General features: G+C 34.3%; 12 protein-coding genes. 2 read left to right on the top strand and 10 right to left on the bottom strand.

Going from position 1 to position 13,472, the window contains the following annotated elements; translation table 11 throughout:
* Positions 1 to 86: 86 nt before the first annotated feature.
* The 7 genes from lysA to H3T80_RS00895 form a co-directional block, all read right to left on the bottom strand.
* Positions 87 to 1,340: a diaminopimelate decarboxylase gene (gene lysA, locus H3T80_RS00925; protein ID WP_198201070.1), complete on the bottom strand. Its 1,254-nt coding sequence runs from the start codon at positions 1,338 to 1,340 to the stop codon at positions 87 to 89.
* Between the two features lie 12 nt (positions 1,341 to 1,352).
* Positions 1,353 to 1,493, bottom strand: a complete 141-nt coding sequence (locus tag H3T80_RS00920) for a lipoprotein (protein WP_110448238.1) — start codon at positions 1,491 to 1,493, stop codon at positions 1,353 to 1,355.
* Between the two features lie 390 nt (positions 1,494 to 1,883).
* Positions 1,884 to 2,774 (bottom strand): L-ribulose-5-phosphate 3-epimerase, encoded by an 891-nt coding sequence (locus H3T80_RS00915; protein ID WP_110448239.1) that lies wholly within the window; start codon positions 2,772 to 2,774, stop codon positions 1,884 to 1,886.
* Positions 2,775 to 2,841: 67 nt separating this feature from the next.
* Positions 2,842 to 3,486: a 3-keto-L-gulonate-6-phosphate decarboxylase UlaD gene (locus H3T80_RS00910; protein WP_086363488.1), complete on the bottom strand. Its 645-nt coding sequence runs from the start codon at positions 3,484 to 3,486 to the stop codon at positions 2,842 to 2,844.
* Between the two features lie 9 nt (positions 3,487 to 3,495).
* Positions 3,496 to 4,197 (bottom strand): L-ribulose-5-phosphate 4-epimerase, encoded by a 702-nt coding sequence (locus H3T80_RS00905; RefSeq protein ID WP_198199266.1) that lies wholly within the window; start codon positions 4,195 to 4,197, stop codon positions 3,496 to 3,498.
* A gap of 2 nt (positions 4,198 to 4,199) precedes the next feature.
* Positions 4,200 to 4,673 (bottom strand): PTS sugar transporter subunit IIA, encoded by a 474-nt coding sequence (locus H3T80_RS00900; protein ID WP_110448241.1) that lies wholly within the window; start codon positions 4,671 to 4,673, stop codon positions 4,200 to 4,202.
* Positions 4,674 to 4,700: 27 nt separating this feature from the next.
* A complete protein-coding gene (locus H3T80_RS00895; protein WP_232350069.1) occupies positions 4,701 to 6,422 on the bottom strand; it encodes a PTS ascorbate-specific subunit IIBC in 1,722 nt (573 codons plus the stop codon).
* A 469-nt stretch (positions 6,423 to 6,891) separates the two neighbouring features.
* Between H3T80_RS00895 and ulaR the strand changes: the two genes are divergently transcribed.
* Both ulaR and ulaG read left to right on the top strand, forming a co-directional pair.
* Positions 6,892 to 7,653, top strand: coding sequence for an HTH-type transcriptional regulator UlaR (ulaR, locus tag H3T80_RS00890; RefSeq protein WP_086363484.1), 762 nt, complete (start codon positions 6,892 to 6,894; stop codon positions 7,651 to 7,653).
* A gap of 26 nt (positions 7,654 to 7,679) precedes the next feature.
* Positions 7,680 to 8,747, top strand: coding sequence for an L-ascorbate 6-phosphate lactonase (gene ulaG / locus H3T80_RS00885; RefSeq protein ID WP_198199264.1), 1,068 nt, complete (start codon positions 7,680 to 7,682; stop codon positions 8,745 to 8,747).
* Between the two features lie 155 nt (positions 8,748 to 8,902).
* Here ulaG and recG read toward each other — a convergent pair whose 3' ends face one another.
* From recG to rpoZ, 3 genes are read right to left on the bottom strand one after another with little or no spacing between them, the layout of a single operon-like run.
* Positions 8,903 to 10,996, bottom strand: a complete 2,094-nt coding sequence (gene recG / locus H3T80_RS00880; protein WP_198199262.1) for an ATP-dependent DNA helicase RecG — start codon at positions 10,994 to 10,996, stop codon at positions 8,903 to 8,905.
* A gap of 5 nt (positions 10,997 to 11,001) precedes the next feature.
* The gene (spoT, locus tag H3T80_RS00875) at positions 11,002 to 13,110 is read right to left on the bottom strand and encodes a bifunctional GTP diphosphokinase/guanosine-3',5'-bis pyrophosphate 3'-pyrophosphohydrolase (RefSeq protein ID WP_198199259.1); all 2,109 of its coding nucleotides are present in this window, start codon (positions 13,108 to 13,110) and stop codon (positions 11,002 to 11,004) included.
* 19 nt (positions 13,111 to 13,129) lie between these two features.
* Entirely contained in the window at positions 13,130 to 13,420 is a 291-nt protein-coding gene (gene rpoZ, locus H3T80_RS00870; protein WP_034903119.1) for a DNA-directed RNA polymerase subunit omega, read from the bottom strand.
* Positions 13,421 to 13,472 lie beyond the last annotated feature (52 nt).

Here is a 13,472-nt window from a genome sequence, read left to right as displayed (position 1 = left end):
TATTTATTACTTTTTCATCATATTGTTTGATTAGATGTATTAATCAAGCAAAAATTAGAAAACATATTTATCAACTTCATAATGAATTATAATACTAATTCACCACGCCATAAATCATCAAAAGTTTCACGCTCTCGAATCAATTTATGCTGATTACTATCTTCAAGCATGACTTCGGCCGGTCGAGGATGACTATTATAATTAGACGCCATACTAAAGCCATAAGCACCTGCACTACAAATAACTAACAGATCATCTTGTTCAACTGAAAGTTCACGTTGATAAGCTAATACATCACTAGATTCGCAAATTGGCCCTACAACATTATAAATCTTTTTGGTATTTGAATCTGTTGATTCTTTAACAGGTAGGACTTGCATCCACGCTTGATAAAGCGCTGGTCGAATCAGATCATTCATTCCGGCATCAACAATCGCAAAATGATTGCCATCTTGATGCTTAGTATATTCAACTTTAGTAATTAATAATCCAGCATTGGCAACGATTGATCTACCTGGTTCGAAAACAATTTCAAGTTCAGGATAATTTTTTAACTTTTCAATTAGTTTTGATACCAGTAATGTCGCTGATGGTGGCTGTTCATCATCATAACAAACACCTAAACCTCCGCCTAAATCAATATGCTTAAGATGAATATTTTCTGCTGCTAGTTGGTCAACTAATGCCAATATACGATCAGCTGCATCAAGAAAAGGCGACAGCTCAGTTAATTGAGAGCCAATATGACAATCAATACCGACTATTTTAATATTATTTAATGATGCTGCTTTACGATAAGTATCTAAAGCTAATTGATAACTTATACCAAATTTGTTTTCACGTAATCCTGTTGAAATATACGGATGTGTTTTTGCATCTACATCCGGATTAATCCGTAAAGAAATGTTCGCTGTTTTCCCTAATTGATGAGCAATATCATTGATACGATATAATTCAGGTTCTGATTCAACATTAAAACATTTAATTCCTACTTCAAGTGCACGTCTAATCTCAATAACAGATTTTGCAACTCCTGAAAATACAATTTTTTTAGGATCAGCACCAGCTTTTAATGCTCTCTCTAATTCACCTTGTGAAACAATATCAAAACCAGCACCAAGTTTAGCTAATAAGTTTAAAACAGATAAATTGCTATTCGCTTTTGCTGCATAACAAATCAAATGCTTCTTATTTTTTAAAGAATCTTGATAAGAAAGAAATTGCTTAGTTATGTGATCAGCAGAATAAACATATAAAGGAGTACCATATTGATTAGCTAAATCGCAAATAGAAACGTTATCCGCCAATAAATAGCCATTTTGGTAATGTAAAAAATCCATCATATTATTCCTTTAAGCTAATTTATTTGTATCATTAGATTCAATAATTGCATTTGACTGATCTGCTGGATGATAAAGAGGTCCTTTTAAACCACAACCTAATAAGGTGAAAATAACTAAAAAAAGAGAAAAGAGTTTTAGAGCGGATTTCATAAAATATTCGCAATTTAATCAGATTTATAATGCAGACTATATTACACGATAGCCATATTCGTGCAAAGATCAAATCTTTAAGTTTTCTAAGCATGATACAAAAAAATTTGCATAATTTTATGCTATTGATAATAAAAAGTTATATAAAAATTTAATATAAATTACAACACTTACATCATAGTATCGCTAAAATTTAGTTCAATTAATCATAATTATTTTATTATTGATAATCAGAGAGTCTAAAAATAAAATTATAATTGCAATTAATAAATCTAAAGCTGCCATAATTGGATTAACTATATATCTTCAAATGATATATAAAGAATATCAATGCTCCATTTCTAAAATTCAAGAAACATAGAACATTGATAATTTATGATTAGATAAAAATTAACTAAACAGGACAAATTCGGCATTTTCAGCTATGGTTTTGAGCCGTTTTTGAGCTGTTATAATGTTTTCTCTCCATTTATGATCTTTTGCCCACATTTCAATAACAAGCGGAGCAGTATAATTTATCTGTTTTAGTATTTTAAATATAGCAAGAAAATCAACCTCCCCCTCACCAATAGTTAAATCTCTAAACTGACCAGAATAATTAGCTTTAACCTTATAAGTATCTTTTAGATGTATTTGAACAATGTGCTCTCGACTTAACATAAGCTCTGTACAGACATCATAATTCCAACCAGAAATGTTCCCTACATCTGGGTAAGCCATAAAATAAGGAGAATTGACTTCTTTTTTTAGAATTTCAAACTTACAGAGTGAATTGAGATAACTAGTATCCATGATTTCAACGGCAAGCATTATCCCCATTTTTTCAGCCTGTTTCGCTGACCACTGCATTCCCGCAATAAATCGCTGGTGAGTCTGTAAATTGGCTGGTTCATAATAAACATCATATCCAGCTAATTGAATTACCCTTATTCCTAGTTTATAGGCGAGCATCAGTGCTTTATTCATAATAACTTTGGCTTGCTGACGTACGCTTTTATCGGCAGATCCAAATGGAAATTTACGATGAGCACTTAAACACATAGAATGCAATGGTAGTCCATATTGTTCACATAATCGCTTTAATCGATAAATTTCATCATCTGACCAATCAAGTCTTGCTCTTCGCTGTTCTGATTCATCAATTGATATCTCGATAAAATTAAATCCTAATGTTTTCGCTTCGTGCAGTTTTTCTTGCCAAGTAAGTTCATTAGGTAATGCCTTTTCATAAATACCAATATAATTAGATTGATTGGTCGGATTGATTGCATATTTTGCCATAATAAAACCTAATAATATTTATTTGAACATCAAATATGCAGTCATTTTACTGACTGCATCGCATCTATTACCAATATTTAGCAATTTGCTCTCTTAAAGCTTGAGCAGTTTGCTTACCATTTTCACTAGCAAGAGCTCGACCAGCAATAAAGGCTTTGGTTTTAATTCCTGCAAATAGGTGAATATCTTCAGGAATAATTCCGCCCGTTATGGAAAGTTCAAGACCTAAATCTGACAATTGTCGCATTTTAACCAAATCATCCTTTCCCCAGCCAATACCAGCTAATTCAGCATCACGAGAACGGTGATAAATAGCCTGTTTAATACCTAATTTTCGCCACGCTTTGGCATCATCAAAAGTCCAATGTCCATATAGTTCAATTTGAATTTCACCTTTGAAATCATCTGCCACTTTTTTACATGCTTCAATAGTGGCAATATGTGCTGCTGCTGATACAGTTAACCAATTAGCACCTGCATTAAAAGCCATTTTTGCTAAAATAGCTCCGCCATCAGTGGTTTTCAAATCACACACTAAGATATGATTAGGATACAGTTGCCTTAAACATCTAACACTTTCCATTCCACCACCAAAAGCAAGAATAGTTCCTACTTCTATGATATCTACAAATCCTGATACGTTTTTAGCAACATCAAGAGCTGATTTTAAGTCTGTTTGATCTAAAGCAATTTGTAATTTTGGTAAAGTCATTTTATTTCCTTAATTTATTTTATTTTGGCCATAATAAGCATTAGCACCGTGTTTACGGAAATAGTGCTTATCGGATAATGTTTGTTGAATTTTAACTGTTTGGTTAAGTTGTCGAGTTGAAATGGCCATCATTGCCACTTCTTCAAGAACTACCGCGTTATGAACAGCATTCGAAGCATTTTTACCCCAACAAAAAGGCGCATGACCTGAAACAATCACACCAGGCATAGCACCAGGATCAATAGCTTTACGCCTAAATTCTTCAATAATGACTAAACCGGTATTTTTTTCATAATCTGTAGCAATTTCACTATCAGTTAGTCGACGAGTACAAGGTACATCACCATAAAAATAATCAGCATGTGTAGTGCCTAGTGCTGGTATATCCAATTCAGCTTGCGCCCAAACGGTTGCATATCGCGAATGAGTATGGACAATCCCACCAATATTTGGGAATGCTTTATAAAGTTCAATATGTGTAGCTGTATCACTAGAAGGGTTTAAATGACCCTCTATTATTTCACCCGTTAATGACACAATGACAATATCATCAATAGCCATATCACTATACTCAACACCAGAGGGTTTAATAGCTATCACCCCATTTTTACGATCAATTTCTGAAACATTACCCCAGGTAAAAGTGACAAGATGATATTTGGGTAATAATAAGTTAGCTTGTAATACTCGGTCTTTTAAAGCTAGAAACATATTTAACCTCCATTCAATGCCTGATCGATGACAGCATAGACATCTTCTTTCGTGTTACAGCATCTTAATTTATCTAAATCAATACCTGTTTCACTATTTTCATCCTCTACGATTTTTATCACTTCCATCAAACCTTCCATATGCTGATCAGATGTACTGCCAGCAAGCGTGACAAGTACATCAACAGGTGCAACTTCACCGTCAAAATATATTGGATTTTTCAAGGTAACTAACGCAAAAGCAGTGCGATTTACACCATCTTCAGGTCTGGCATGTGGCATAGCGAGATTTGGAGCAATAATAATGTAAGGTCCCATTGTGTTAACACAATGAATGATTGCTTCATGGTAAGATGATTCAATTGCATTAGAAGCAATAAGCATATCAGTACCTAACTTCACCGCCTCTTGCCAATTATTAGCGTCTGCTTTTAGTAAAATAGAGTTATTTTCAATTAATGATTCTTTGAAAGCCATGTTAGCCTCCTTTTTAGTATATTTTGTCTATTTAGCATTAACTTTATTGATAATCTCGATGAGTTCATCGCCAAATGTTTGTGGATTTAACATATTTTGTACACCTAATGCATGTTGTCCTTCATTAACTTCAATTTCATGAATTAAATGCTTTGAAGCAACAATAATGTCAACGTTAGGCAATCGTGATTTGTAATCCGTAACTGCACATGAATCCATAATATTTGGAATACCTTTTTTATCTAAATAGTTAGCTATTTTCATTTTCATCATCATTGACGAGCCTTGACCACTACCACAGACAGCAAGAATACGTATCGGTTGACCTTCACTGATTGCTACTTCATCCATTTTTTCAACAACAGCTTCATTAATATCTTGGCTAACATCGTTGTCTTCTAGTCGATTTTTTTGTAATGCTTCTTCTGCTCGTAATCTTTTTGCAGCAAAAAACATATACACCAGTGCTAGTCCGATTAGTAAATAAATGAATAAATGAGAGAAAGATAAGCCTTGTAAAATTGGAGGAAATAAAATTGCCCAATCAGCCATTCCCATCCATGAATCAATTGGTGTGCCATGTTGAGCAAAAATATTAATTACCCACGCCGAACCCAATACTTCTATCATTCCCATCACAAAACAGATTTTCATTACTGCTTTCCATCCACCAAAATGGTTAGCGAATACCCCTATTGTTGCATTTGAAAAAAACATCGGGATAAATCCAGGAATAATCATGATTGGAGATTTAAAAATCAGTAATAGTGCAATAGCTAAAAATTGACCCAATGCGCCCCATATAAAACCGAATACCATTGCATTAGGAGAAAATGCATAAATAGCAGCACAATCGATAGCAAGAACCGCATTCGGAATTAATTTTTCAGAAATGCCTTTAAATGCTTCGGATAACTCTGCTACAAACATTCTTACACCACCAACAATAACCTGAATTGCGACAGCAAATTTAAGTCCTGTTTCAAAAATATAAATAGTCCAATGGGTTGATCCAGCCATTGTTTGTAAGTTATCTAAGCCAAATGAAAGTAAAATAATTCCGAAAAATATCGTCATAACTATTGTAGTTGCAGCAATACTATCGTGAAAAATATGTAACCATTTAGGTAGTTTTAAATTATCAACAGAATCATTTTTGTCCCCTAATTTTGGCGCTAACTTAACCGCTATCCATGAACCAAACTGTTGTTGATGGCCTATTGAAAAACCTGCTCCTCCAGTGACTGCTTCGGTAGGTTTAAACATCATATTCGAGAATATCCCCCAATATAACGCAGTGATAATTGATGAATAGATAATGGTTTCCCACATGCTATAGCCAAATAAGAAATAAAACAGTGTAATTAAACCAACTTGTTGAAACATAATATGGCCAGTTAACATAATCGTTCTAATACCAGTTAAACGACGAAAAATAACAAGTAGGATATTAATAGCTAATGCCAGTAAAACAGCATAGCCAACCCATGAATAGTGTTCACCCATGCCATTTTCCACCGCAACCATAGAAGCATATGTATCAATGATTGATCCTGTAATACCATGATATTCTGAAAGTTTGGCAATAACAGGTTTAAAAGTTGAAACTAAAACACCTGAACCAACTTGTAATAACATAAAACCAACAATGGTTTTAATCGTACCTTTTAAAATAGTCGTGATATCTTTACGTAAAAGGCAATAACCTAACATGGTGACCAACCCTAATAATAAAGGTGCCTTTGTCATAACCTGACTATAAAAAATATAAAATATGTTATAAATTACTTCCATATGTCCCTCTCATTGGTTATCGACATTTCTAACGTTAACGTTATTGTTTAGGTATCTATAACCTTCAAATGTCTTTTATATAATTACCTATCGCAAAACTCATAGATGGAACTTCAACCTATTTAATATTATTCAGTTCGCTGAATAACACTTGTTATATTCCACAATCAAAAATAATCATTCAATGATTGTTTATGATTATTTTGATATTGATCACTTTTCTAAACTTATTGACTTAGCAATTGTGACATTCATCACATTATCTTCAAAAAACAGAAGCAAAACCTAAAAATATAACTATTATTATCAATATATTGAACTTATGATTATTAATATTGATATTTAAATAATTGACAAAATACAAAATGATAAATAACATCATTTTCAATCAAATTTAATCATATTAAATTAATAAGAGGGAACAATGAACGAAATATCACGCCACAACGAAATAGTGGCAATGGTTAATGAAAAAGGGATGGTAAGAGTTACTGAATTGGTTTCTTATTTTGCAATATCACCAGCGACAGCCCGTCGAGATATTACAAAACTCGATCAGGACGGAAAAGTAAAAAAAGTTCGTAATGGCATTATGCGAATAGAAGTACAAAAACCAATTTGGGCACCGATAGGAAATAATAATACCGATCATTATCATGAAAAAGCACGTATTGCCATAAGAGCGGCAAAATTGTGTGGAAGTGATGAAAATATAGTTATTAATTGTGGTTCAACAGCATTTTTATTAGGTCGTGAATTATGTGGTAAAAATGTTTCGATCATTACCAACTACTTTCCTTTAGCTTGTTACTTGATTGAACATGATCACGAAAACGTCATCATTATGGGAGGATTATATAACAAAACACAAAACATTATTCTAAATCCTATAGCAAATATAACTGATTCTTATGCAGGAAAATGGATGTTTACAAGTGGTAAAACATTAACACCCAATGGGCTGTATAAGAATGAAATACTAGGAGCGGTGGCTGAACAACAAATACTTGAAAAAATTGAAAAATTAGTAGTCGTTGTTGATAGTTCTAAAATAAATACTAAAGCTAATTCTGGTATGCTTTTTTGCCCAGTAACTAAAATTGATATTTTAATTACTGGTAAACAAGCAAATAAGGAAGTAATTGAAAAGATAAAGGAACAAGGTACTGAAGTGATTTTAGTTTAAAAACGCAAATATAGAAGGAATAAAGTATGAGTAAAGTGAACGAAATTACCAGAGAATCATGGATTTTAAATACATTTCCTGAATGGGGAACATGGCTTAATGAAGAAATAGAAACAACCGAGGTTAAACCAAATACATTTACCATGTGGTGGCTTGCTTGTACTGGAATTTGGTTAAAATCTGCAGGTAATACAAATATTTCTGTCGATTTTTGGTGTGGTACAGGTAAAAAAACTCACGCAAATCCATTCATGAATAAACAACATCAAATGATGCGAATGGGAGGAGTAAGAGAATTGCAACCTAATTTAAGGACTAGCCCATTTGTCCTCGATCCTTTTGCAATAAAAGAGATTGATGCAGTTATGGCAACCCATGACCATGCCGATCATATTGATGTTAATGTTGCAGCGGCAGTCATTCAAAATTGTTCACCGAAAGTAAAATTCATCGGCCCTAAAGCCTGTGTTAAGCTATGGAAAAGCTGGGGAGTTCCAGAGGAACGTTGTATTGTTGCTAAGGTAGGAGAAACCATTGAAGTTGGTGATATCACAATTCACGTATTAGACTCTTTTGATAGAACGTCATTAGTAACCTTACCTAAAGGTGTATCATCCACTGACAAATCAATATTAGATAGTATGGATGATCGCGCTGTAAATTACCTATTCGAGACTTCTGGTGGTTCACTTTATCATTCTGGGGATTCACACTATTCTAATTATTATGCGAAACATGGTAATGATCACAAAATTGATGTTGCACTGCTATCTTATGGAGAAAACCCTAGAGGGGTGACGGATAAAATGACATCTTCTGACATTTTACGAGCAGCAGAATCATTAAAAACGGAAGTCGTGATACCTTTCCATCATGATATTTGGGCTAATTTCCAAAGTGACCCTCGTGAAATAGAAGTACTTTGGCGAATGAAAAAAGATCGTCTTGAATATGAATTTACACCATTCTTTTGGCAAGTTGGTGGTAAATATACATATCCAACTGATAAGCATAAAATGAACTATCAACATTATCGCGGATTCAGAGATATTTTTACAGATGAACCAGAGCTGCCATACCGTTCATTTTTATAATTAAAAAGCTAACTGATGTGGACTAGAACAACTTTCTAAGTCCACTTTTTTATTGTTCTTTTCTATTTTGATATATCCTAGTAAGAAAAGAGATTTCAACAAAACAATAATTACTAATATTCTAAACTATAAGCAATTTATCAATAAGAACAAGATTAAGCATTGATATATTTTTGCCGTTCCGGAAGCCAACAATCAACAAGTTGTTTAGCGCACTCTGGAGACTCGCTTAAGATAAGATATGATGCTTTTTGCACCTCGCTAATTAAATGCTGATCACGGATTAAATCAACGATTTTAAAATTCGCTTCCCCCATTTGCCTAGTCCCTAAAATTTCACCACTACCTCTAATTTCAAGATCTTTTTGGGCAATCACAAAACCATCATTACTTTCACGCATTACTCTCATGCGAGCCTGAGCAATTCTACTTAATGGAGCTTGATACATTAACACACAATGTGAAATTGCACTGCCTCGTCCTACTCTACCTCGTAATTGATGTAGTTGAGCAAGTCCTAAACGTTCAGCATTTTCAATGATCATTAAGCTCGCATTGGGCACATCGACCCCAACTTCAATAACCGTTGTCGCAACTAAAAGTTGAACCTCTCCCGCTTTAAAATCCTGCATAACAGATTGCTTTTCATCAGATTTCATTTTGCCATGGACAAGTGCTATATTTAAGTGTGGTAACCTTTCTTTCAATTCCTCAACTAACATTTCAGCGGCTTGAGCATCCAAAGTTTCTGATTCTTCTACTAAAGTACAAACCCAATAAACCTGACGATGACTTAAACAAGCTTGATTAACCTTGTCGATAATTTCTTCTCGACGGGAATTAGGAATAACAACAGTGGTAACAGGGGTTCGTCCCGGAGGTAATTCATCAATTATTGAGACATCCAAATCTGCATAAACTGTCATTGCCAACGTTCTTGGTATTGGTGTTGCTGTCATGATTAATTGATGTGGATGTATGGCATTTTTAATACCCTTTTCCCACAAACTTAACCGTTGATTCACGCCAAATCGATGTTGTTCATCAATAATAACCAGCCCCAAATTGGAAAATTCAACTTTATCAACAAACACCGCATGGGTACCAACTAACATCGTTATTTCACCTTGCTTTAAAGCCTCATATCGCTGCTGCTTATTTTTAGCTGTTAATCGACCAGATAGCCAATCTACAGTAATACCTAATGGTTCAAACCATTGTTTAAAATTATTAAAATGTTGCTCTGCCAATATTTCGGTTGGCGCCATTAAAACAACTTGATGACCATTCTCTATCGCATTTAAGGCTGCCATAGCTGCCACTAAAGTTTTACCTGAGCCTACATCTCCTTGCACTAGTCGCATCATTGGAATATGTTTTGTCATATCTTGATAGATATCTTGTACAACTCTTTGTTGAGCGTGAGTTGGATTAAATGGTAATGAAGCTAGAAAAGGCAGAGTCAATCGCTGATTACTGTGCATTGAATAAGCATGTTGCTTTTGATTATCTCTTTTAATCATTAACATGCTTAAATGATACGCAAGTAACTCTTCAAATACAAAACGTTTTATAGCTGGATGTTCACCGACTAATAACTGGTCAATATCAGTCGTAATAGAAGGATTATGAATGATATTCAATGCATCTAAAATAGGTAAATAATTTTGACTTAATGGATCCGGTAATATTTCATTTGGTAAATTGTTTTTCAGTAAAATTAATGCCGATTTTATCATTTTACGGATTACATTTTGTGTCAATCCATATGTAGAAGGATAAATAGGTGTAAATCGCTCTTCATTTAAATCGCTTAGCGAAGCTTGTTCAGCTTTATTCGCTTTGATCTTAAATTGCGGATGAATAATTTCTAAATTAGTTCTACCGCTTTTTATTTCACCATATGCACTTATCCATTTTCCTACTATCATCGACGCTTTCATACCTGCATTAAAATGCATAAAACGTAAAATAGCGATTCCAGAATCATCTTGAATATAACATAACAGCATTTGACGACGCTTAAAAATAATCTCTGTTTTAATTATGCAACCTTCAATAGTGGTATATTCGCCAACTGTAGCATCACCGATAGCGCAAGAAGAACTTCGATCTTCATAACGGAGAGGAAAATGTAATAGCAGATCTTGAATGGTTTTAATGCCTAGTGCATGGAATTTACTTTCTAAACTAGCACCAATACCAGCTAATTTGATTAGTGGTATATGGTTTAGTAAACGATCAGACATGATAATTAATTAATATTACGTATCACACTCACTACATCTTGTTGTAGTGATAACTTTCTAATTAAATCATTTAATTGTTGTGAGTTTTTAACTTCAAGCTGCAAAATAATTGTATAAATTTGCCTATCTTTTTCTTCGGTATTCAACCACTGAATATGAGCTTTTTCGTCATTAATAATCGAAAGAATATGACCTAAAGTGCCTTGGCTATTAATAATATCTATCCAAATCTCAGCAACAAATAGTTGTTCGATATTTGGTGCCCACTTAAGTGCAATATATTTTTCTGGGTTATTTTGATAACCACTAATATTGCGACATGATTCATGATGAACGGTTAAACCTTTTTCAGGGCTAACATGGCCAACAATCGGATCGTTAGGAATAGGATGACAACATTTTGAAAAGGTCACTAAAACGCCTTCACTACCGGTAATAACTAGGGTTTTATTGGTATCAGATTGATTAGATAAAAGCGCTTTATGTTCTAAACCTTTAACAATAAAATGGGACATGATGTTACCAAGACCAATTTCGGCTAATACATCATCGAAGCATGTTAACTTGGTTAACTCAACAATACGATCTTTCTGTTTGAGTGTTAACGATTCAATACCACCTGATTTAATTAACGCTAAATTAAGTAGACGACGCCCTAACTCAATTGCATCTTCTCTTTTTAATGTTTTTAGTGCTTGGCGAATACGAGATCGTGCTTTAGCACTAACGACAAAATTTAGCCAGCTAGCATTAGGACGACTTTCTGGCGAAGTTATAATTTCGACAGTTTGGCCATTACTTAAAGGTTGAGAAAGCGGATAAGGTTTACGATCAACTAACGCACCAATACATTGGAAACCAATATCAGAATGCACTGCATAAGCTAAATCAACTGCTGTTGAGCCTTCAGGTAATTGGACGATACGACCTTTTGGAGTAAAAACATAAATCTCTTTTGGAAAAAGGTCTGATTTAACATTTTCAATAAATTCAAATGAATTACCAACACTTTGCTGAAGTTCTAGCAAACTTTGCATCCAGCGTTGGGCTTTAATCTGAGTGGTGGTATTGTTTAACTCATCATTTTCATTATAAATCCAATGCGCAGCAACGCCCATTTCCGCCATTTGTTCCATGTCTTCAGTTCGTATTTGAACCTCTACCGGGGTACCATGCGGACCAATTAATGATGAATGCAATGATTGGTAACCATTAGCTTTAGGAATAGCAATATAATCTTTAAAACGATTCAGACGTGGCTTATATAAATTATGCACTAAACCAAGTGCACGATAACAAGCATCAACATCTTCCACTACAATTCGGAAAATATAAATATCCATAATTGAATGAAAATGTTGTTCACGCAGTTGCATCTTCTGATAAATCGCATAGATATTCTTTTCAAGCGCTTCTACTTGAGCATCAATACCTGCATCTGCTAGACGACTTCGTATTTCGGAGAGAATTTGTTGGATCAGTTCTTTTCTGGTACCTCGAGCAATTTTAACCACTTTTTTAAGAACCTTAGCTCGATTAGGATGCATAGCAGTAAAACCAAGTATTTCAAGCTCAGTTTTAATATGATGAATGCCTAAACGATGAGCCAATGGCGCATAAATCTCTAAAGTTTCTTTAGCAATACGGCGACGTTTATCTGGTCTTAAAGCACCAAGAGTACGCATGTTATGCGTTCTATCAGCTAATTTAATTAAAATTACTCGCACATCTTCGGTCATGGCTAAAACCATTTTCCGAAAATTTTCAGCTTGAGCTTCTTGTCGATTTCTAAATTTTAACTTATCAAGTTTTGAAACCCCTTCCACTAAAACTGCAACATGCTTACCAAATTTCTGCGTAATATCTTGGAAGGTTACCGGTGTATCTTCGATAGTATCATGCAAAAGTGCAGCGATGATGGTTTCATAATCTAGCCGCATATCAGCTAAAATGGTTGCAACAGCAACTGGATGGGTTACATATGGTTCACCGCTACATCGGAATTGCCCTTCATGTGCTTGCTTAGCAAAGAGATATGCAGCTTGGATCAATTCAACTTGCTTGACAGGAAGATAAGATGCAACTACCTCTTTTAAGCTTTCAAAATATTGCATGGGCAATTCTCAGCAATGTTTATTCGTATGAAGGAGTATTTTCTAAAAGTACCGTTTCATGAAGGGCTGTACGCACTTCTGATTCTTCATCTTGACGAGCTTGGAATTCAGCAGTATCAAGAATTTGTTTATTGACAAGTCCATCTTCAATTTCGCGTAAAGCAACCACAGTTTCTTTATCGTTTTCTTCTGGAATTAGTGGCGATTTATTTTCGACTTGTAATTGACGAGCACGTCTTGCGGCAACTAAAACGAGATCAAAGCGATTACCAATTTTTTCTACTGCATCTTGGACAGTTACACGAGCCATTTTTACCTCTAATATTTTAACTTATATGCTTCAATTGAAAGATCCGCTATTC

Source organism: Gilliamella sp. W8145, assembly GCF_016101145.1.
GTDB lineage: Bacteria > Pseudomonadota > Gammaproteobacteria > Enterobacterales > Orbaceae > Gilliamella > Gilliamella apis_A.
Note: the sequence above shows the minus strand (reverse complement) of the source record. Positions and strands in the feature narration are given on the sequence as shown.

Bases quoted from the DNA above. Each gene is read 5' to 3' on its own strand.
- lysA (WP_198201070.1), bottom strand. From the start codon at position 1,340: ATGGATTTTTTACATTACCAAAATGGCTATTTATTGGCGGATAACGTT.
- H3T80_RS00920 (WP_110448238.1), bottom strand. From the start codon at position 1,493: ATGAAATCCGCTCTAAAACTCTTTTCTCTTTTTTTAGTTATTTTCACC.
- H3T80_RS00915 (WP_110448239.1), bottom strand. From the start codon at position 2,774: ATGGCAAAATATGCAATCAATCCGACCAATCAATCTAATTATATTGGT.
- H3T80_RS00910 (WP_086363488.1), bottom strand. From the start codon at position 3,486: ATGACTTTACCAAAATTACAAATTGCTTTAGATCAAACAGACTTAAAA.
- H3T80_RS00905 (WP_198199266.1), bottom strand. From the start codon at position 4,197: ATGTTTCTAGCTTTAAAAGACCGAGTATTACAAGCTAACTTATTATTA.
- H3T80_RS00900 (WP_110448241.1), bottom strand. From the start codon at position 4,673: ATGGCTTTCAAAGAATCATTAATTGAAAATAACTCTATTTTACTAAAA.
- H3T80_RS00895 (WP_232350069.1), bottom strand. From the start codon at position 6,422: ATGACAAAGGCACCTTTATTATTAGGGTTGGTCACCATGTTAGGTTAT.
- ulaR (WP_086363484.1), top strand. From the start codon at position 6,892: ATGAACGAAATATCACGCCACAACGAAATAGTGGCAATGGTTAATGAA.
- ulaG (WP_198199264.1), top strand. From the start codon at position 7,680: ATGAGTAAAGTGAACGAAATTACCAGAGAATCATGGATTTTAAATACA.
- recG (WP_198199262.1), bottom strand. From the start codon at position 10,996: ATGTCTGATCGTTTACTAAACCATATACCACTAATCAAATTAGCTGGT.
- spoT (WP_198199259.1), bottom strand. From the start codon at position 13,110: ATGCAATATTTTGAAAGCTTAAAAGAGGTAGTTGCATCTTATCTTCCT.
- rpoZ (WP_034903119.1), bottom strand. From the start codon at position 13,420: ATGGCTCGTGTAACTGTCCAAGATGCAGTAGAAAAAATTGGTAATCGC.